The organism is Dinghuibacter sp., assembly GCF_035492835.1.
Lineage (GTDB): Bacteria > Bacteroidota > Bacteroidia > Chitinophagales > Chitinophagaceae > Dinghuibacter.
Window position 1 is genome coordinate 1 of sequence record NZ_DATJIY010000240.1, and the last position, 20,342, is coordinate 20,342.

Here is a 20,342-nt window from a genome sequence, read left to right on the forward strand (position 1 = left end):
CGCGGCCAACAGGATAAGTATGTTCCTGCGCGTCGGGTCCGCAATCGCGTGGAAGATGTCACGCCGCATTTTATGAGCAACCATATGTTTGCAAATGTATATGCAAAAGATTGGTTGCGCAAATTTATTTTTTGGCACTGGGCTAAAGGACACTTTTTGAGGCCTTTATACGTTCCATACAAAACCTTTAGCCAATGTTGGCCACCAGAACGGTCTTTTTCATCCTTGCCCTCACAACCGCCGAATCCACTATCGCCCAGGAGACCTCCTACGAGGTAAAGGGCGTCATCACCGGAACCTATCACGGGAAAATCCACCTCTTTTTCGACAACAATTACAGACAGCGGGACAGCTTATCCTCGGACATAACGGATGGGAAGTTCAGCTTTAAAGGGACGGTCAAAAAGCCCGCCCTGGCGCGGTTGCACCTGGACCAGGAGTCGCTGATACAGGACTTCTTTATCGACGGCCATACGGTTTCGTTGACCTGCACGACAAATATGACGACGTTTGAAGGGCGGGACAAACAGCTGGATACCCTCAATCATCTCGTCATAACCAGCGTCGAGGGCTCGCCGACCGAGACCCGGAAAAGGGCTTTCGAGCACTGGCTCGATAGCCTGAAGGCCTCCGGTGTTGGCGAAGACTCGTTTAATGACCAGTACTACGCCCACCTGCTGCGTTTCCTGGAAGAGCCCCCCCACAACATCGCCGGCCCCTACCTCATCGGTCAGGCGACGGGCCTGAGCTATTCCCAGCTAAAGACACTGGCCGGCAAGATCGACCCCGTTTTCGGATCGACCTATGTCGCCTCAACGGTCAACCAACTGCTCCGTCACCGCGAGCGGTCCGAACATCCCTTCATCGGTACGCCTTTTCACGACGTAAGCTTACCCGACTCGCTGGGCGCTATAGTACATACGCAAAGCTTCAGGGGAAAGTATGTCCTGATCGACTTCTGGGCATCCTGGTGCGGTCCCTGCAGACAGAAATCCCCCGCCCTTGTGGCCCTGCATAATAAGATTGACGGCGCAACCCTGGCGATGGTCGGTGTATCCTGGGACGCCGATGCCAAAAAATGGAAACAAGCCATCCACGAGGACCACCTGGCTTGGACACAGCTGATCGACGTCCGCGGCATGAACGGGGACCTGGGCGCTTTTTATGCCCTCGGGGCGATCCCAACCAATATCCTGCTGGATAAGGAAGGGAAGGTTGTGGGGATAGGGTTGTCGGATGAGGAGATTGAAAAGGCGATAGGGCTCCGGCAATAAAGCCCGCCAGGCGATCATAGATTCAAATTCACCATCCGGTTGTATCACCATTTACCGGGGGTGGCCCCGGCGGATCAGATGCAAAATGACGGGGTGGAGCCGAGTAGTTTTACAACAAAACTGCTCCAAAAAGTGGAGGAGCTAACCCTTTACTCCGCGGAAGCGGATAAGCGGCTGGGTGAGCAACAGACGCTTTTACTGCAAATGCAGGCGCAACTGAAAGCCCAGCAAGCGGAAATCGACCGGTTGAAGGCGCAGGAAGCCGCGCGACTATAACTTCGTGGCGGCGCCGAACAAACGACAGTAGTTGCCGCCGCCGATCTTTCCTATTTCTTCTTCCGAAAACCCGTTTCTTAACAGAGCGTCGACTACCACGTAGTAAAAGCCGGCCTGCTGATCGGTCCATGCCGTATTGGTGCGTTCGCCGGGCCTCGATCCACCACGCCCGCCGGGTCCCCCGGGGTTGCTTTGGGGCGACCGATACGCCGGCGTAAGCTTCGTATCCGTGCCGATGGCGACATGGTCCACCCCGGTGACCTCGACCATTGCCCGGATATTTTGGGCGAACTCCAGCGGCGAATCGGCGAGGTGCGTCCAGACGCCGATAACGCCGCCCGCGTCCGCTACGATTTTGGCTTGCTCCTTACTGATAAGCCGTGGGCGCATCATGCGGGCCATGTCCGGATTCTTCCCAAGCCGGGTATCGAGCCCGGTGTGGGAAATGAGGACCGGGTGCGCGGCGATCTTGAGCGCGGCATCGATCGTGTCGTTGCTGGCATGGGCAAGGTCGACCAGGATGCCGAGCCGGTTGCATTCCCTTATGACATCGGCCCCGAAAGGGGTGAGTCCGCCAAATGCCGGCGGATGGGTGTACACGTCCCCAAGGGGAACGGACGCATCGCTGTCGTGGAGTAGCCCCAGGTGACGTAGCCCCCGGCTGTACGCAGCCCCGACGCGGTCGAGCTTCCCTTCCAGGAAGTGACTGCCTTCCACCGATTGAATGACGGTCGGGCGTTTGTCTTTGTGCGCGGACCGCAGATCCGCCAGGTTCAGGGACCGCTTCATGTTATTGCGTTGAAGCAGGGTATCCATAGCCGAAAGACCGTTGAGGAAACGCTGGTACGCCTCACCCGGCTGTACGTTCCGTTTGTAATCCGTGGCAAAGGTCATGCATATGGCGGATAACCCCGATTTTTTCAATTCACCCGCCAGGTCTGCGTCCGGGCCGGGTAGCTCTTCACTGTCGAGGGGAACGTCGATGTGGTTGTGGGTATCGATACCGATCGTCCCGGCAACGATAGCCGCCACCCTCGGGTCGATCTCCGGGCCCGCCCAGGACCAAAAGGGTTTTGCCATCACAAAAGCGCCCGTGCCGGCGATCGTGGAAAGAAAGCGACGCCTGTTGGTTTTATGCATATGAATCTTTATTGCTTGTTTGGATGAAATTATCGCCTCGCGGGCACATGGAAGTGCCCGAATCGGTGAAACGGGAAATTGTTGCGTTCAACCTTGCCGGCGTAGGCGGCCGCGGGGCGCTGGAAGGGTTTGCACGCGCATAGACAAGTATAGCGCTAAAATTGTAATTTACAGAATGACCTTTTATCAACAGGAAGTACTGCGGATTGCGCGCGAGCACCTTCCCTGCGCCGCGGTCCTGGAGCGATGCCGCATGGCGAGGCGCATGATCGACGAGCGGTGCTGCGACGGGGTGAATCTCGATGTGATCGCGCGGGAGGTCTTTGTGTCGAAGTTTCATTTCATCCGGCAGTTCAGCCGGTGTTACGGAAGGACGCCCTACCGGTATCTCACCGAACGGCGGATCCAGCTGGCCAAGGGGTTGCTGGATGAGGGCGTGGAGGTGAAAGTGGTGTGCGCCCGCGTCGGGTTTTCCAGTGTCCCGTCATTTACCCTTCTCTTCCGGCGCATGACGGGGAAAGCTCCCGCGGCATACCGGCAGATGCGCAATATCCGATAACCGGCTACAGGTATCTTTACCCGAAATATCGATTATGAAAGTAAGATTGGTCAGCGTATTGGTGAAGGACCAGGAACAGGCGCTTCGTTTCTATACGGAAAAACTGGGTTTTGTCAGGAAGACGGAGATCCCGATGGGGGATCATCGCTGGTTGACGGTTGTATCGGCGGATGAGCCGGATGGAGTGGAGGTGGTGCTGGAACCATTGGGATTTCCGCCGGCGGTGGCCTGGCAGGAGTCGCTCTATAAGGCGGGTATTCCGCTGACGGCTTTTTTTGCCGACGACGTCGATGCGGAATATGAACGTCTTCGTTCAGCCGGCGTCGTGTTCCCGATAGCCCCGACGGTAATGGGGACGGCGAAGATTGCCGTTTTTGACGATACCTGCGGTAATAACATCCAGATCTTCCAGGTTATGTAGCGGAAAAAATCATTCAATCACTTCGACCCTTTTTCGCAAATACCAAAGCTGATGGTCGGGAATTTCTTTTCTTGCGACTGCTTCCAACTCTAAGGCCAGTTCCAGCCATGCATCCACTTGCTTTGACGTCAACTGAAGCGCTTTTTCAATCTCCGTCTTTTCAACCGCTGTATTTTTGAATATGCTAAACCATTTTAATATAAAGAAAGAGAAAAAGTCCATATTACTGCGCGTCAGTTTTAGAGGCTCTGAGAGTGTTTCTCTTGGAGGTGAAAAAAGTGTATAGTCCTCCTGATGCCCTGGTTTGTTAAGCAGTTTTTTTTCGTCAAATTGATCATATTCCGGCAGCCAGCTGCCGCCTAACTTAACGAGATCCTGGTTCCCTTTTTCGGGCGAACGGCAAATCCAAAGCGGGACCCAACCGTTTTTCAGATTCTCTTTCGCACCTTCCCATGTGCCACCTGTAACATCCGATTTTACCACGATAGCCAGTTCAGACATTGCATAGACAAGCTTATTTCGCCCCATGGCATTACCGGCATTGAAGCCTGCTTCGGGGCTAAAGGGTGAAACAAGTACAAGCCTCTTCTGCACGATGTGGTCTCTAAATTCCTTGCCGGAAGATTTTTTAATGAGCGAATCCGAAACAATTCCCACACAAAATCCGCTGTTTTCAAGGGCGCCCAGCATGGCAGACACGTCGACGCCTTTGGCGGCTCCGGAAACTATTCCCATATTTTGGGAAAATGCATCCTTACCTAATTTATAGGCCAATGTCAAATCGGCCTCTTCTGCGTTTCGAGATCCGATTACCGCCACATAACGCTTATTTAGTAATTGCGGATCACCAATTCCAAATAAGATATTGGGCGCTAAATGCTTTAATTTTTCCCTAATCCTCTTAGGAAAGGCAATATCCCCTCTATTCAAAATCCAAACGCCCGCACGGGTCCATTTATCAAGTGCAATAGCTAATGCGGCTTTTCGTTCTAAAAGACCTATTAACCTGGATGGGGATATATACTGGTCGTTCCATTCGGATAGAAGTTGCCGGGCGCTGATGCCTAACAAATCTTCTGGATTCAAATTCTTAGTCTGCAGCCATCTGGCAAATCTATTCCATTCTGTCAAGGACAGTGGCTTTTGTCCCTCGGATTCCTTACCCAAATACGAAGTAAATAATAAGATTGCTTTTGTTCTTTCCGACATCATACAATTCTATTAACTATGCCCGGTTGACGCAAGAGCAACAGGGAAAACCCGCCCGCTACCCGATAAGCGCAATAAGTATGCGACAATGGTCAATGTCCAACCGGAGTCTATCGCATCATCAACCAGGAAAACCGAATCCGAAGGGACATTCCCGCGAATGCTAAATGCACCATCCAGGTTTCTGCATTGAAAGTAGCTATTTTGCTGAGTTTTTTGAGCCCCGGTTTCAATTATTTTTGCAACTACAGGATAAAACGGCAGCTCTAGTCGCTCGGAGAGCTCTTGGGCAAACTTTGGCACCAGGTCGGGATGTCGTAAAGAAGGGACACAAGTAATCCACGTTGGATATGGATCAGGCGCCCACTTTTTCAGCATCTCCGCAACGGCGTTCACCAGTTCGGCACTGAATCTTCCCTTATGTTTTCCTTCCGCCACCAGCCTTCCCCAGCCAGCATCCTCCCATTTTGATAGTATTTTTCCCTGTGCTGCTCGATAGATTTCCTTGATATTGCCTGACCAGCCATATGTAGGCAAGGCATTCCTCGGAATCTTTTTGCGTGGTTCTATATCAAACTCCAAGTGCTTCAAAAACGCTTGCGCCTCTGAAATGTTTTTAATGGTTGGCTCCAATGAAAATAGCGGTTTTCCCAAGCACCATGCACATTTCCCGCATCGACCGTTTTCGGGATCATCCAGAGACGCACGTAAATACTGCATCAAGCAGCTCCCGTTGGATATATACTTTTGAACCTCAGCTAATTCGCTTCTCTTTTGCGCGGACAAACGAGCGATTTTTTCCTTGTCCAGCAGATAAGCAACGGGGATTCTGATCCATTTTGAACCAGATTTTATTATAGGGGAAGGATTCTCTACACTCAGATATTTGAGAACCTTTTCTATTTGTCCCCGAGTCAGATTTAGGATACTCTCCATCTCTATCGACGTCAGTCCATCGTCAGACCGGCCGAGCGCTTCGAGTATCTGGTTTACCCAATTTTCGGAAGGGAAAGCGGAATCTATGAAATATTCCAATATCTCCTTGTCTTCTTTTCCTGAAAGTAATATACCAAATGCGCTATCTATAGCCCTTCCAGCCCGTCCTACTTGTTGATAATAGGCGATAAGGGAGCCCGGAGCCTGATAGTGGACAACAAATCCAAGATCCGGTTTATCATATCCCATACCGAGTGCCGAAGTCGCCACCAAGGCTTTTATTCTATTGTTGTGTAAAGCATCCTCTAATTGTACCCTTCTGCCTTCCGAGCCATCTTGTCCATCTATACCTGAATGATAGGCTTCTGCATTAATGCCATTATTTTTAAGAAATCTCGCTACCTGGTCCGCATCCCGTATGGTGAGCGTATAAATTATGCCGCTTCCCGGAAGAAGAGGAACATTCTCCTTTAACCAAGCCAATCGGGCAGCCTGGTCTCCAAGTATAATGTTTTGTAATGCCAGGCTTTCCCTAACCAGGGTCCCACGAAGAATATCAATATCACCGAGTTGGGCGATAATATCCTCAATGACCCTGTTATTGGCGGTGGCAGTCGTTGCCAGAATCGGTATGCCATTAGGCATAAACCGAAGGATATTGACAATCCTCCTGTAGTCCGTTCTGAAATCATGTCCCCAGTCTGAAATACAATGAGCCTCGTCTACGACAAGCAGGCCGACCCTTTCCGCTATTGGCATTAGAAGTTCTTCCATAAAATCTTCGTTTGCCAATCTTTCAGGGGAAATCAGCAGGGCATCTACTTTATCATCCAGTATTTCCCTTTTTACCGATTCCCATTCTTCTTTATTTGTAGAATTTATCGTTACTGCATTTATGCCAAGCCGCTGTGCCGATACGATTTGATTCCGCATTAAAGCAAGCAAAGGGGAAATAATAATGGAGAGTCCATAGCCCTGGTCTCTTAAGATGCGGGTGCTGATGAAATATACCGCGCTTTTTCCCCAGCCCGTCCTCTGGACAACCATTAATTTTCTATGTTGATTGACCAATAGATCAATGGCTTCCCACTGATCTTCTCTAAATTCAGCTTTTGGGTCATTGAGGGAGGTGCGCAATAGTGTTAATGCGGCTCGTTTTTCCATATGCTAGCGATGTTGTGAGGGTTGTATAAGATACGGTAAAAACATAAAAGGACAAACATGAAACACAACCCCCCTTCGCGCAGTCCCGATATTTGGATCCCTATCTCCGTGTAAGTCCTGAATCAGTCATAAAATTACATTGATCACCTGCGTACCCCCCCTCTTCGAGAAGCTTTCCACCGCGCACCCCTGGCAAGCCACCCCCACGACCGGCGAGGGCGCCGTCCAAAGAAAGGTCATGGCTTTGTGCCGGAGACCGGCCGGTGGCCGCGCGCACGTCAATAGGACGCACGATCCCGAGATACGGATGGTATAACCTAGCCGGCGGAGGAGCATACGGTATTCCTGTACCTCCTGGTACGACGCTACCCATGCGTTGTCCTGGCCGCCGGCGCCATAGCGGGTCTCGAGCGTATCAAAGAGGGCCTTGAGATCGGGGAACCGGAGACTGATTCCCCATAGGTCGTCGTTCCCAACCGCATGGGTGAACACATTGATCCAGGCTTGTTGCCCGGAGGCGAGGCGCGCCGTCAGGTCCGAAAAAACGGCGCGCGTATCGAAATCCGCGCTGCGTACGAACTGGCGACCCGTAAGGAAAGACGCCCCGTCCAGCCGCCCATCCTGCGGAAAGCACCCGCAATGCACCGCCTGGAGACCCTCTCGTCTGGCGGCTTCGACATAAGGCTCCCGGCTGATGCTGTCGTCCTTGCCGCCGGGTATGACGAATTGGGTGACGTGGTAGCCGAGGTGGCGTTCCACCGCGGTATCGTTCGCGTACACCTCGTACGTTGCATGTACCCCGCGCCCGGTCGCATGGGTGTAGCCGTGATTGAAAACGTCCCATCCCGCGGCCACCATCGTTCTTAACTGCTGCCAGGACAGGTTCCCATCGCGGCCCGTGACGCTATCCACGATGCTGTGGCCGTTGATCGCCAGCGCAGCCGTGAAAGGGATGCGGTTCCCGCAGCCATCGGTGTAATACAAGCCGGGATACCACCGGCCGTCGCCGCCTTGGTCCTTGCCCCAGCGATCGATGTAGGAAGGTGACACCTGACCGCCGCTCAGGAAGGGGAAAGCCACGAGGTACGCGGAAGCCAGGCCATCGTCGAGCGTGAAGCTCCAGGCAAAGGCCTTGTTGTATTTCAGGGGGGCCGGGACCAGTATGTATCGGGTTACAGGATGCGCCAGCGTAAGGGTGAGCACGACGGAATCACCGGGGCCCGCGTACGGCCGGCCGAGAATGGACAGCAGCAGGAATAGCTTACTCAAAGTTTTGTTTTGCCGGTCCGGAATAAGCTTTCGCCACGCGGCGCAACCGTATGCGGAGGATCGCCCCGTCGGGCGTGAGCGTCGAATGGTAAGCTTCGTCGCCGTTCCAGATCCGTTTCCGCACCCAGGCGCCCTGGTTGTCGTAGGACCCCTCCTCGATCACCAGGTATTCCGCGGAGGCGAAGCCGCTACCGTACCGAGGGCGGAACTCGAACCTCGTGTCAAAGCCGGCTACCAGGAACTCGTCCGGGCCCAGTTGCCCGACCAGCGCCCGGCCGGTACCCGACACCGTCCGATAGGTGGGAAAGCCAAAAGAGCATAGGATGTCGTAATCGCCTAGCGTCAGCAGTTGCTCGCGCACGCCTGGTTCTTCCCCCACGGCGCGGAGAGCACCGGTCGCTTGCAGGGTCGCGATTTCACCCGTGACGCCGCGCAACAGCCGGTAGTTGTCCGCAATGCTGGCGAATTTGAGGTCGAGGTGGTCTTTGACACGCTGGTCGGTGGGATCGACACCAAACGGATCGACCCCATAGGTACCCACACCCATCGCGTCAAATCGCCCCAACGCGTAGAACTGCTCGCGCGCGTATTCGATACCTTTGCCCATTTCGGGCAGATAAAAAGCATTCCCCCGGATGGCGTACTGTCGGCAAAAGTCCTCAAACACATACGCACTGGGCTCGTATAGATCGGGGGATAGGAACGCCAGCGATGGCGCCATCCTCTTCCAGATTGGGATCATGGTCGATACCGGGCCGCCGGATGGGAAATCGGCTCCGGGCCGCCGGAAACGGTATTCGCGTTGCCAGGCATTTGTGTACATCGTGACATCGTACTGGCTCCGACCCGCGGCGGCGACTTCCTCCACGTACGAGGCCAGCTCGTAGGCGCTGAAGGTCTCGGCCGCCTGCGTGCCAAAAACCTCATCCCAGGTCCCCGCGGGGTGGCCGTGTTGTTGTACGAGGTCGGCCGGCACCGGCTGATGGAAAAGTGCATTGGCGGCGGGCGAGTAGTCCCTGTCCGTCCCCAATGAACCGGATTCGTTTTCGACCTGGACGAGGATTACGGTATGTTGCCGCCCATCGGTCTCCTTTAGCCGGCGCATCAGGGCCGCAAAAGCGTTTTTGTCGGCGGCGCGGTTGGCGGCGGACACCGTGGACAGGACCTGGATCTCTTCACCGGCAGCGTTACGCATGCGGGGATAGGCCGCAGGATTCGACAGCACCCACTCGGGTGCATACTGGCTGCTGCCGTTCTTAAACGACCCGAACCACAACAGGACCAGGCGCAGGTCATTGCGGCGGGCGCCTTCCAGGAGCGAATCCAGCTCATCGAAACGGAACTTGCCCGGCTCCGGCTCAATGTTCTGCCAGTAGACCGGCGCTTCGAGCGTATTGCAATGCAGTTCCTTCAATTGCGGCCATTCTTTGTCGAGGATGTAGGGCCAGTCGCTGCTGTTCCACAACTGCGCGGCCAGCGCGATAAAGGGTTTGCCATCCACCTCGAAGGTATGGGTGCCGTTATCGTTTTGAACGACCCGGGAGACGGTTTGGGCCGCCAAACGCGACGTGATCAATAGAAACAGGCAAACATATCTCATGGGTGTTCTATTTCGATAAAGATGGGGGTGGCTTCCAGCGTTATCCGGATACCATCGTGCGTCTCGTGATACGGTTGCATAATCCCGTCGGCGGTGCCCGACGACGGTCGCACCACCCGCGTGACGCGCCAGGTGGTGTCCGGCAGCGCGAAGTCATAGACCACCGATCCGGGATACCCTTCGGTCGGCCGGAAATAGTATTGGAATGGGGGACAATACCACAAAACCGCCATCCTTTTTTTCCCGTCCTGGGTGACGAACCGATAATCGTACACGGTGGAATCGCCCCCGGCAAACGACCGGTTGGCGTCATAATAATACCCGGTGAGCCACTGTTTGAAGCTCCGGTTATACCAATACGTAAGTTTGGGTTTATACTTCGCGGCGGCGTTTTCAAAAAGCCCGCTGGAGGTGAACACGATCGGTTTTTCGGTGTCGTCGATGTCGCTCCAGATAAACCAGAATACCTTTTCGACGCCCACCCCAAGGGCGAGCAGGTAGCTCCGGATCAGGTAATTGGCCGCGTCCTGTTCGGAGACGTACTCGGGACTATGGTCCTTGGTATCCCAGCCGATCTCCGTCAGCCAGAGCGGCTTGCCTGGCGTGTGGTCGCGCGCCCATTCATACATCTCGCGCATGTCGGGGACGAGGCTGCTCCACTCCGGGGCCACCGATACCCGCAGGTCCTCCCGTACCTGCTGAAAGGTATAGTAGTGCGCGTTGATCACGTCGAACGGCGCACGGCCGGCATAGGCGACGATTTTTTGTAAGGAGTGCAGGTTATTGGCCAGGCCGCCGATCGATACGACCATGTCGGGGTCGGCGGTCTTGATGCCATAGGCGCCCTTCATCGTGTGTCCGTTTCCGTCATAGGCGGCGTTGAGCAGCGCGGCGTATTGCGCGAGGCTCATATACTGGCCCCATCCGCCGTCGGGTTCGTTGTAGACTTCGATGGCGTTCATGAGGTTCAGACCGGTGACCTTGTCCCGGGTCAGGGCGTTCCCCGTCTTCCTGCTGCCGTACCGGGCAGTCAATTGGTAGAAGAAGCTCGCCGCGTCGGTGTATTGTTCGGGGTGGAGGCCATCCTGTCCCGCGGCGGGCGCAAAGGCGACCGGCGACCCGCTAACCCATTTAGGGGTTTGCTGCACGACGAACAGCGACTTTATGTGCTGGGAATCCAGGGAGCGGTAGTAAGCATCGTAGTTCATCCGGCCAAGGGCGTCGGTGAACCTGTATTGGCCCTTCTCCGGCTGGAGCCACGGCCAGTTAGAATAATCCCTGATCCACCCCGCCACGTGGGCGATTTCCCGCGGATCGGCGGTGCAGTTCCCGACGTTGACGCCAAAGAAGTCGTCCATGAGCACTTTGCGGCCGCCAGCCAGCGGGTCCTCCGCGGAGGCCGGACGGCCGCCTGACAGTGGGTTGCTCGCCGGGACAGGCGTCCCCGCCGTGTGGTGCACCGTAACGGTGGCACGCCCCCAGGTAACGTCCCTGAAGATCGGGTTGAAGGTTTTCGTCTCATAGTTCGCGAGGAACACGATCTTATGCCCGTCCGGGCAATTCGGGGATACGTGTACGACGGAGCTGAGGGTAAAACCGTCCGGCCATCGCGCGGGCAGGTCCTCGTCCGCCAGCCGCTCATCCTCGGTGATGACGTAGGGATCGCGCGTGTACAACCGCAGGCGGTGGCGTCCCTGGTAGAGCATGATCCTTTCGCCCGCATCCACCAGACCGTTATTGTTCCCCGTACCGTAGCTACTGTCTCGGACGCGCCGCCCGTCGTCGACCCGTATGCTGTCGAATGTGGGCGCGTCGAAGAAAACCGGCACGGTGAATTCATCCCGGGTGGCGCGGCTTCCGGCATGGATAGTAATATGGAAACGGATATCCGCGGGCTCCCCGTGGGGCGGCGGCGTTTTGTAACAGGCGACCAGGAAGGGCGGCAGGTCCAGCAACCGGTCTCCCGGCGTGACGTCGGCTTCCACGGTCGTATCGATCCAGTGTACGGACGTATCCGCAGTGCGGATGTCGACACGCACGTGACCGGAAGCGGCCTTCCACCCGCCGCGGTTAAACAGCCGGAGGTCCAGGCGGTTGCCCGGGCCGGGCAGTAGAAAGCCGCCGGTGACGGCATTGCGGCCGTCGTGCTCGAGGGCGCTGAAGTCGAGGTAGACCCATTCAGCGGGATCTTTATCGGTGGATATACCCACCTCGGCGTCGCCGTCGAGGGTGAGGGTAAGACGGCCGTGCGCGTCCGCTGTGACGCTCTGCTCCGTGACGCGGCCCTCCCCGTAGGCGGAGACCTGGTAGGAGGCGCCCGGTTTGTACCCCGCCGCGGTCGTGACCGTCGCGTGTACGCCTTCGATCGCCGGCCCGCGTGGCAGCCAGCGATAGGTGGCATATCCGAAGCCCGATTTGTCGACGTTGCGGAGCATTTGGAACCCCGGCTCATGTTTATCGCTACAAACAGAATAACCCCACACGTCGAAACACGGGTAAGGGTCGTAGTGCGACCATCCCGTGGGCGGCGGCGCGGGGGACCGTTTGAAGGCATGGGTGATAAAGGCGACCGCCGTATCGAAGGCGGCCGTTTCCCCCGGCCGGTCGATCATATGACCGCCGTCGAACTCGCGGTACGTCACGGGGGCCTGTTCGTCCCAAAGCGCCCCCGCGTGTACCTCCCGGTTAAGCCCGTAGAGGATATCGGAGTTCCCGTTCCGGATGCGCGTGTCGACCTGGCGCAGGTTGGCAAAGGTATACCGCACCGGGTACAGGGTTTGGTTGTCCGGGTAACCGACAAAAAACTCGGGGCTGCCCGCGAAGCTGGCGACAGCGCATACCTTATCCGGATACTTCCCCGAGAGGAACAACGACATAAAGCCACCCATGCTAAAACCGATGACACCGCGGTGCCCGCGATCGGCAAGCGTACGGTAAGCGCTATCCACATAGCCGGAGAGCTCGGGAAAATAGTCCTTCATCTGTACGCTGAACTTCACGTCCTCGTGGTTGCCCACATTATAGGGCCGTCGTTCGGAGAGGTCGATATTGCCGTCCCACATCACCAGGATCACCTGGTATTTGTCGACGACGCCCTTGAGCGCTACATAGTCCAGTTTGGCGTTGTCGTCCATATAGTGGCGGCCGCCCCAACCGTGGAAAAAATAGATGACGGGGTAACGGCGCCTGCCATGGTCGTACCCTTCCGGCAGATACACCCTGTAATATTTGTCATGGCCAAAAACCTTGCTGAAATGCGTGCGGTCGAAGTAGGCCGGTTGTCCCTCGTATCCGGGACCCGCCCCGGTGGGGGGCGATATCCAGGTTGTATCCTGCGCCTGGGCGCCCAAGGCGGCCACTAGAAAAACGAGAAAGAAGGCCCGGTAAATCATCATTGCTGTTTGATGGTATAAATAAAACGACCGGTTGTACCGCTCCCCCTGTTCGTCAGCAGCAACCGGTAAATGGGGCGGTTGGACCAGTTGTCGGCGATACGCTTTTCATCCGGCTGGCTGGTTTCCATCGTTTCCTTGCTCACGGACCAGGCCGAGGTGTCGTATTCAAGGACGACCGAACGGTGGCCCGGTATGGTAAAGACGATCTTTCCCGGCTTGTCCAGGTCGACGGCGCAGACCGTCATGAACGTCTGCGTCAGCGGACCCTTGCGGCCGGACAACGCAAAGTCGTCGTGTATGGAAACCGTAAGGCTTTTCTTGTCGAGCGATACCGTCCGGTTCCAGGACCGTATCCCGGCGTCGCCGGGATAGGCGCGGGCGATATCCATTTGCAGCGCAGGCTTATCGGCAGAGCCGTTGAAGCGCACGTCCGTCGCGGTATAGCGCCGGCCCGCCGGTTGCTGGTACCCGTTCACCAGCGGGACGTTGTGGTGCGCCGAGTTGAGGTACCAGAGGTCGTAACGGTCCTTGGAAAAGGTCTTTTGGTTATAAGTCCCGAAACCCACGTCGATGATCACCGGCTGACCCTCTGAATAGACCATGACGTCCCCTACGTCGTTGTGGTTATGGCTTTCGCCGTTGTGCCCCGCGTGGGTAGCCAGGAACAAGCCCGGCACTCCGTCCGCGGACGGGCTCGCGCGAACGGTGAGCAATTGGTAATTACCCATCCAGACGTCGCCAACGGCGGGCAACGGCGGATCGAGCCGCTGACAATCGGTCAGGGCAAGCAGGTTCCACACGACGCGGGGCTTGGACCAGTCTTTGGAATAGAATTTATGGTCGTCGATATGGTGATATACCCAGGCGCCGAATCGCTCGAGGTTGTCGTCTTTCAGATCGCGGCCGACGCGATAGATAAGCAGCCCGTCGGCGCTGATGGTAGGAGAGGCGTCGGCGATATTGACGAAGTAGTCGCCGGCGATGTGGACTTTTTCGATATACTCGCCAACGCGACGGATGACCGGCGCGTCATAGACCGAAACCTCGCCATGGGTGGCGTTGCTGAGCAGCGTAAGCGCGTCGAACAGCCGCCCCGCGCCGCCAAACCAGTAGCTGGGGCCTTCATCCACCGCGCCGTCTTCCCCAAGACCGTTGATGTAGTTATCCAGCAGGTCCATCCCGTGCTGGAGCTCTTTGGCGCGGCGGTTATCGTCGTGCTCCAGCAGCAACAGGCTGATCATCCAGTTACTGATCACCCAGGCGTTCCAGTTGTTGACGGGCGCGTCCGCGTGGCCTGCGCCCAGGTAGCTGTACGCCACGCTGTCGCGCTCCAGCGGCGCCAGCACCCGGCGGTTGACCTCGTAGTAGATCCGGCGGCGGAGCAACGGGGATATCTTCTCCAGCTCCGGACCGATAAGGTAGTCCGTGAGGGCGAGTATTTCGGCTGTCTCGCTGGAGAAGATGTCCACGGAAGGGTCTTCGACGTCCGGCAACCCGATGCCGGCCTTTTGGAGGTAGTAGTGCGCAGGATCGCCCCAAAAGGTCTCCTCGCATATCGACCACAGGCCATCCATGATTTCATCCGTAAAACGGCCCTTTTGCTCCATGGCTTCGGCCAGCACCAGTGAAAAAAGTTGCGCTCGTTTGTTAAAGCTCACGTCCTCGAAGCGCGTCCGGTTGCCGGTCCGCTGGAAATCGAGGTAGAGCGTGGCAGGGATGGGTGCGAAGGTATCGCGGAGGTGTTTTTCTCCTTCTTCGACGACCCACCGGCGGATCGAGTCGGGAACCCGCTCCGCCCATTCGGCGGCCGTGCGCGGAAAGGGATGCCATTGGTCGTGGCGGATCAGGACGGATTGGAGTTTATCCAGGGAATACCGGTGGAGGAGGTTGCGTTGGACGATGTCCTGCGCACCGGCGCCTGTTACCAGGAACAGTAACATGGCAATCAGGAATCCAAGCCTATTCATAAAGCTAAGGTCCGCCCGGGCACAGGTCAGTTCCGGGCGATCCTGGAACGACTCCTGCTCGATGATGAAGTCCGTGGTCCCGCCCATGGCCAGCGCCTTGGACAGGATCGCTTTGACGGGCATAATACCCTCGCCGAGCACGGTGCTGTCGTATCCCGTATTCCGTTCGCCCGCGCCGGGGCTTTTGATCACGTCCCGGACGTGCAAAAGGGGGTAGCGTCCGGGATACTTTTTCAGGATATCCCTGGGATCCTGCCCCGCCGCATACATATTCCCAATGTCCATCTGTTGCGCCACGAGGGATGGATCTGTCTTTTGCAGGATGATGTCGTAGACTGTCATGTTGTCGAGCCGGTTGTTGAATTCCATACTATGGTTGTGGTAGCCGAAGGTGAGGCCCCATTTTTTACAATACGCGCCGCACTGGTTGAACACGTCCAGGTGCCGGACCAGGGCGTCATAGTCCTTCCGCCAATCGTCGGCGATGGAAGGCGTAACGAGGTAATGCTGCCCCGCGGCGGCCGCGTCCTCCACAGTATAGCGCCATTCGTCCGTGAAGTGACCGTCCTGCCAGTGTTCCGGACCTATGAACACATGGCCGCTGAGCAGCGTCAGGCCAAGGCCGTCGAGCAGATCGCGGAATTCTTTTGCGGTACGGCCATAGAATTTACGCTTCCAATAGCCCGCGTGCTCCAGCCGGCGATAGCCCATGTTGGCGAGTTGTAGCAGCGTACCGGGCGCATCGCGGTTCATTTCGTCGCGGACGGAGTAGAGCTGCAGACCGGTGCGGCCCTTCCGGGCGGCACCCTGCGGTAGCACGGCAACCCCCGCGAGGGTAACCCCCACATCGTGTAAAAATCGTTTTCTCGACAGGCGCATAGGACGTTATTGAGCAGACAACCCCGCGGTCCGCACGGCCGCTGCTTGTAACGGCGGCAGCGCCTCCACGGGCTTGTCCAGGTAAAAATATACGGTAGCCGATACGTCGTCCGACCGGTAGAAGTTCGTCCAGCCATCGGCGCCGCCATAGGCGTGGGTGATGGTGAGTGGCACGTGCGCCGCCTGGAGGGCGTGCACCTTGCGTGAAGGACCGCCGCCCATCTGCTGGATGGTCGCCCGGCAGCTGGTTTGAAAAAAGATGGGGTCGGCCAGGTGGTACCGGTAGAAGGCCCATTGTCGATGACCGGTATCCGCGACCAGGCAACCGGTGTAGTCGTTAAAAAATTCGTTTTGGCCCCAGCCGGTGCCAATATAGTCTTCCGTTCCGGTGCCCGCCAGCGTTGGATATTGGGTATCGCCGTCCAGGTACATCTTAACTTCACCCTCGCCCCACCACAGGTCGCCATACGCGGCGTTGGCAGTGACGCCGATGTTCACGCCCAGGAAGCGGCCGCGACCCTGCACAGTGGGCAGCAGCTCGAAGTCGGAAGCCAAAGCGGTAGCGGTGTCGCGATGCCACCAGGCGTGGAAATACAAATTGTCGGGGTCCCAACGGTCGGTGAGCTCGTAGTCCACGTCAAAAAAGACGTTCCCCATCGTTTGCCCCGATTCGTTGACCAGCCTGATCCGGGCGCCCGTCCGGAACGGCATCGGGATAAAGCAATTGAATGACCGGCCTTCCGGGTCGGCAAAGAGGGCGTTGTGGAAACGCGCGGTCCGCCCGAGCCCGACCCCAAAGAAATCCCCCAGGGGCGCCGAGACGGCCGGCTTGTCCGATTGGTCCCAGTACATCTCCAGCCGCATCGACCGGAGCATACGCGGGGACCGGTCGGTCACGGTGATCCATATACGATGGATGATCCCCTGGCCTCGGATGTCCAGGAGGTCCAGCGTCTGCCCGGCTGCCAGGGTAAACGACGCCTGTCCCTTGTTGCCCCCGCCCGCCATCGCGCCCTTGCCCTGTACGCCGTTGCGGTTCTCCGGGCTGCTCCACCGGGGCAGGGAGTGGGCGTCGAAATGATACAGCTGCGCCGTTGCCGGTGCTGTTGCCATCATCAGCAACAGGATTATATAAAAGTTACGATCCATTATCGGTTGATTAAAAATCCGCCCGTCTGGCCGAGCAATTCCCCGGAAACCCCGATCGTCAGCCATCCATCCGACCAATGCCAACCGTCGAAGGGTTGCATACCCGAACGCGTCAGCCGGGTTACCGCGGACGGCCTGGGACACGCTATGGAGATCATCCCGGTATCGAAGGGGATGATCGCCAGCGCGGGCGTGGAAAATATATCATGGTTATCCTGGGAGATCAGCGCCCACCGCCCTTTCCACCGCACTCGCGGCAACGCGGGTGCGGCGCCGCCGTCCCGGAGCGCGAGCGCCGTCAGCACCGGGTCGCCGCCGGTCTTTTCCATCCGCCCCCAACAGTTCAACCGCTGCGGCCGGGTATACCCGCCCATGTCGCTGTTCATCCAGACCGGCGTCCAGTTCAGGGTATGGCGGTACCATTTGTATACCGCGAGCCTCCGGTCGAAATAGACGTCCGGCGTCCCGTCGATGGGGAGCGACGCCCCGGGCGCGCCCAGGACGCAGGAATTCAGGACCGCCTCGTCGTCGCGGTCCCAGTCGTAACCCGACGATCCGCACAGCGCGACGTGGCGGTCCGACAGCAGGGCGCCCCACATGCTCCATTGCTGGTGGCCGGCCGCGACGTCATACCAAAGGTCGCCCTGGTCGTCCAACGAGACCATGTCCAGATCCTCCAGCTCCAGCGGCGACGTGCCATAACCCTGGATGATGACGTGGGGGTCTACGCTTTTGGCGGCTGCCGCGACGAGGTGAACCAGCTCCGCACCCAACCGCTCCCCGCGGTACCGGGGATCGCGGGGCACCGCCATCGAGGGCGAGGGCATGCCATACATAAAGTCGACCTTGAGGATGACCGGTTGGAGCGTTTGCATCACGTGGATGGTCCGCCGCCTCAAAAAGTCCCGCACCTTTGCCGAGCTGGGGTCGAGGCAATAATAGGTGTCGCTGGATGGATCGAAGTTCCAGTTGGCCATGCACGGGTGGCCGTTACGGTCCAGGAGGAGGTCGTCTTTGGTGAGTCCAAGGGCGAAAGGGTCCTTGACCCAGCCCACCGTTTCCCAAAAGCCGACGGACATCCCCTGATCGCGGATATAGGCGATGTCTTCGTCGAAGTGCGGGAAACGGTCCCGGTTGGGCATCCCGGACCCCTGCGAGGTTTCCCAGGGGTCGTCCAGGACGAGGGTCGTCGCGCCAAGGCTTTTGGCAAAGTCGGCGATCGGCCGGATAAAGTATGTTTTATTCCGCCATACGCCCCACGTGTTAAAAAAGGAACGCGGGGCTATCGACGCCGTTCCCGTTACAGGAAACGACCCGTAATATTGTTTGAACGCGGTCCAGGCGTTATCGCCCAGGCAGATCCGCAAGGGCTCGTCCCATACGCGCCGGTTCCCCGGCAGGGCGCCCCAGATATCTTCGTCATAGACATACTCAAAACACCCGCGGGTGGATTGTATCCGCAGCGACAGGGCCGCGTCGGGTATACTGCCCGCGCCGACGGCGACAAAACCGCTGTCGGCGCCCATCCCCGCATACAACAACGGCCTCGGATAGGCGGCCCCGTAAGGCGACCCCAGGGCCGGCCCGAAATTCCCGAGCGCCACGTTGGCCTGGCCAAAGTCCCACATCCGGAAATAGCTTTTCGCGGTGCCGCCTTTGGCGCCCGGTACGCAATACAACAGGGATCGCCAATCGGGCATAAAGGGCCTGTCCCAGGTGGGCCATACGCCCGACCTTTTTATGGCTTGATCGGAAACGCCGTAATACATATCGATCAGCGCGGGTGGCCGTGCCGCCCACCGCACGTCTAGTCTTTTAAAGCGTATCCCCCACGGCTCCACGGAGACCAGCAGCTTACCCTCGCCGAGGGCGCCGACACGGAGGGCTATCGACCAACCGCTGTCGGTCTTCGACAAGGAGGTCATCGAGGTTTTTACAAATTGCTTTCGGCCTCCCACTTCCAGCCAGAACGCCGGCAACAGGCTGCCCTGCCAGAGCGTTCCGCCTTCGGGCAGACGCGTCACCACCGCGCTATCGTGCTCGACGTTCCAGCGGAAGGCCAGGCGGTCGCGCGCATATTGTATCGTCTGTGCGGACGCGCCGCTACACAACAAAATCCAGGCATATCGTATCAGGTGCTTCATCATCTATCTTTTACGCAGCGGAAACCCACGGTCGCGCTCCGGTCTTCCCCCGGCGACAGCAACAGGTACCTTCCGTAGTGGAGCACGTCGGTGACCGGAGGGAAATACCAGCCGGTGGGGCTTTGCCCTTTATAATAGTCCCCCTTCGGGAGGTAGCGGCTGCCACCCTTGAGGACCGCGGCGCGGGTATGCGCATCCCGGTACTCGTCGGTCCATTGCCAGACGTTACCCACGAGGTCCCTGACGCCAAACGGGCTGGCGCCGCCGGGAAAAGCCGTTACCGCATAGGGTGGGCTTATACGCCGGCCCCTGTCGGTCGCGGGCACTTTTGTACTGTCCCGGTCATTTCCCCACGGGTACGCACGGCCGTCGGTTCCCTGGGCCGCGTAGGTCCACTCCCACTCGTGCGGCAGGCGTTTGTGCGCCCAGGTCGCATATGCCCGGGCATCCTCGATCGACACCCAGGTGACGGGTTTGTCGGCCCAGCCGTCCGGGTAATGACCGCCCCGCCAGTCCTTCAGGAAGTTGTGACTATCCCGCGGATGATAATGCGTAGCTTCCATAAACCGCTGGAACTGCGCATTGGTCACCGGGTAAACGTCGATATAGAAAGAAGGAATGTCCATCGTATGCGTCAAGGACTTCGCGGGTTGCGTTTGCCAGGGATGTTGTATGCCGTTCGCGGCGGGCAGGTCACCGCCCTCGAGCATCACGCCTTCGGACACGAACGCATACCGCTTCGCGGCGGGTATCCTCACCATCCCCGGCGGCGGCTGGACGACGCGCGGCGTGGTTCCGGTCCTGACGATCGTTTGCGGCAGCGGCGTCCAGGTGGAGGAAAAGCTCCCCAAGGACCGTGGGGCAGCGCCGACAGCAGGTACCTCCCCTGAGGTGGCCAGCACGGCGCCATACCCGCGGCCCTCGATCGTAAATTCCAGGACCACACTGTCTTTATATCGC

General features: G+C 57.8%; 14 protein-coding genes. 4 read left to right on the top strand and 10 right to left on the bottom strand.

The window, feature by feature from the left end; translation table 11 throughout:
- The first annotated feature begins 194 nt into the window (after window positions 1-194).
- Entirely contained in the window at window positions 195-1,274 is a 1,080-nt protein-coding gene (locus VL547_RS21800) for a TlpA disulfide reductase family protein (protein ID WP_325581982.1), read from the top strand.
- Between the two features lie 39 nt (window positions 1,275-1,313).
- Window positions 1,314-1,550: a hypothetical protein gene (locus tag VL547_RS21805; RefSeq protein ID WP_325581984.1), complete on the top strand. Its 237-nt coding sequence runs from the start codon at window positions 1,314-1,316 to the stop codon at window positions 1,548-1,550.
- Here the strand turns inward: VL547_RS21805 and VL547_RS21810 are convergent.
- Window positions 1,545-2,690 carry a dipeptidase gene (locus VL547_RS21810; protein WP_325581986.1) on the bottom strand — a complete coding sequence of 382 codons (1,146 nt, stop codon included), beginning with the start codon at window positions 2,688-2,690 and terminating at the stop codon, window positions 1,545-1,547. The two genes, VL547_RS21805 and VL547_RS21810, sit on opposite strands and share 6 nt — an antisense overlap.
- Before the next feature lie 175 nt (window positions 2,691-2,865).
- On the opposite strand from VL547_RS21810, the gene VL547_RS21815 reads away from it, so the two are divergent.
- Entirely contained in the window at window positions 2,866-3,249 is a 384-nt protein-coding gene (locus VL547_RS21815; RefSeq protein WP_325581988.1) for a helix-turn-helix transcriptional regulator, read from the top strand.
- A 34-nt stretch (window positions 3,250-3,283) separates the two neighbouring features.
- Window positions 3,284-3,670, top strand: coding sequence for a VOC family protein (locus VL547_RS21820; RefSeq protein WP_325581990.1), 387 nt, complete (start codon window positions 3,284-3,286; stop codon window positions 3,668-3,670).
- Between the two features lie 9 nt (window positions 3,671-3,679).
- On the opposite strand, the gene VL547_RS21825 is transcribed toward VL547_RS21820, so the two are convergent.
- From VL547_RS21825 to VL547_RS21865, 9 genes are all read right to left on the bottom strand, one after another.
- Window positions 3,680-4,882, bottom strand: a complete 1,203-nt coding sequence (locus VL547_RS21825) for a DNA-processing protein DprA (RefSeq protein WP_325581992.1) — start codon at window positions 4,880-4,882, stop codon at window positions 3,680-3,682.
- A 9-nt stretch (window positions 4,883-4,891) separates the two neighbouring features.
- On the bottom strand, window positions 4,892-6,979 hold the full coding sequence (locus VL547_RS21830) for a RecQ family ATP-dependent DNA helicase (RefSeq protein WP_325581994.1): 2,088 nt from the start codon (window positions 6,977-6,979) through the stop codon (window positions 4,892-4,894).
- Window positions 6,980-7,105: 126 nt separating this feature from the next.
- Window positions 7,106-8,248, bottom strand: coding sequence for a polysaccharide deacetylase family protein (locus tag VL547_RS21835; RefSeq protein ID WP_325581996.1), 1,143 nt, complete (start codon window positions 8,246-8,248; stop codon window positions 7,106-7,108).
- The gene (locus VL547_RS21840) at window positions 8,241-9,848 is read right to left on the bottom strand and encodes a DUF5597 domain-containing protein (RefSeq protein ID WP_325581998.1); all 1,608 of its coding nucleotides are present in this window, start codon (window positions 9,846-9,848) and stop codon (window positions 8,241-8,243) included. The genes VL547_RS21835 and VL547_RS21840 overlap by 8 nt, the downstream gene beginning before the upstream one ends.
- Entirely contained in the window at window positions 9,845-13,243 is a 3,399-nt protein-coding gene (locus VL547_RS21845; protein WP_325582000.1) for an alpha/beta hydrolase-fold protein, read from the bottom strand. The genes VL547_RS21840 and VL547_RS21845 overlap by 4 nt, the downstream gene beginning before the upstream one ends.
- Window positions 13,240-16,089, bottom strand: coding sequence for a TIM barrel protein (locus VL547_RS21850; protein WP_325582002.1), 2,850 nt, complete (start codon window positions 16,087-16,089; stop codon window positions 13,240-13,242). The genes VL547_RS21845 and VL547_RS21850 overlap by 4 nt, the downstream gene beginning before the upstream one ends.
- A gap of 6 nt (window positions 16,090-16,095) precedes the next feature.
- Complete coding sequence (locus tag VL547_RS21855) at window positions 16,096-17,238, bottom strand: glycoside hydrolase family 172 protein (RefSeq protein ID WP_325582004.1); 1,143 nt, start codon at window positions 17,236-17,238, stop codon at window positions 16,096-16,098.
- Window positions 17,238-19,382: a hypothetical protein gene (locus VL547_RS21860; protein WP_325582006.1), complete on the bottom strand. Its 2,145-nt coding sequence runs from the start codon at window positions 19,380-19,382 to the stop codon at window positions 17,238-17,240. Before VL547_RS21860 ends, VL547_RS21855 begins: the two co-directional genes overlap by 1 nt.
- A partial coding sequence (locus tag VL547_RS21865) for a formylglycine-generating enzyme family protein (protein ID WP_325582009.1) occupies window positions 19,382-20,342 on the bottom strand: 961 nt, incomplete at its 5' end. The genes VL547_RS21860 and VL547_RS21865, both read right to left, overlap by 1 nt.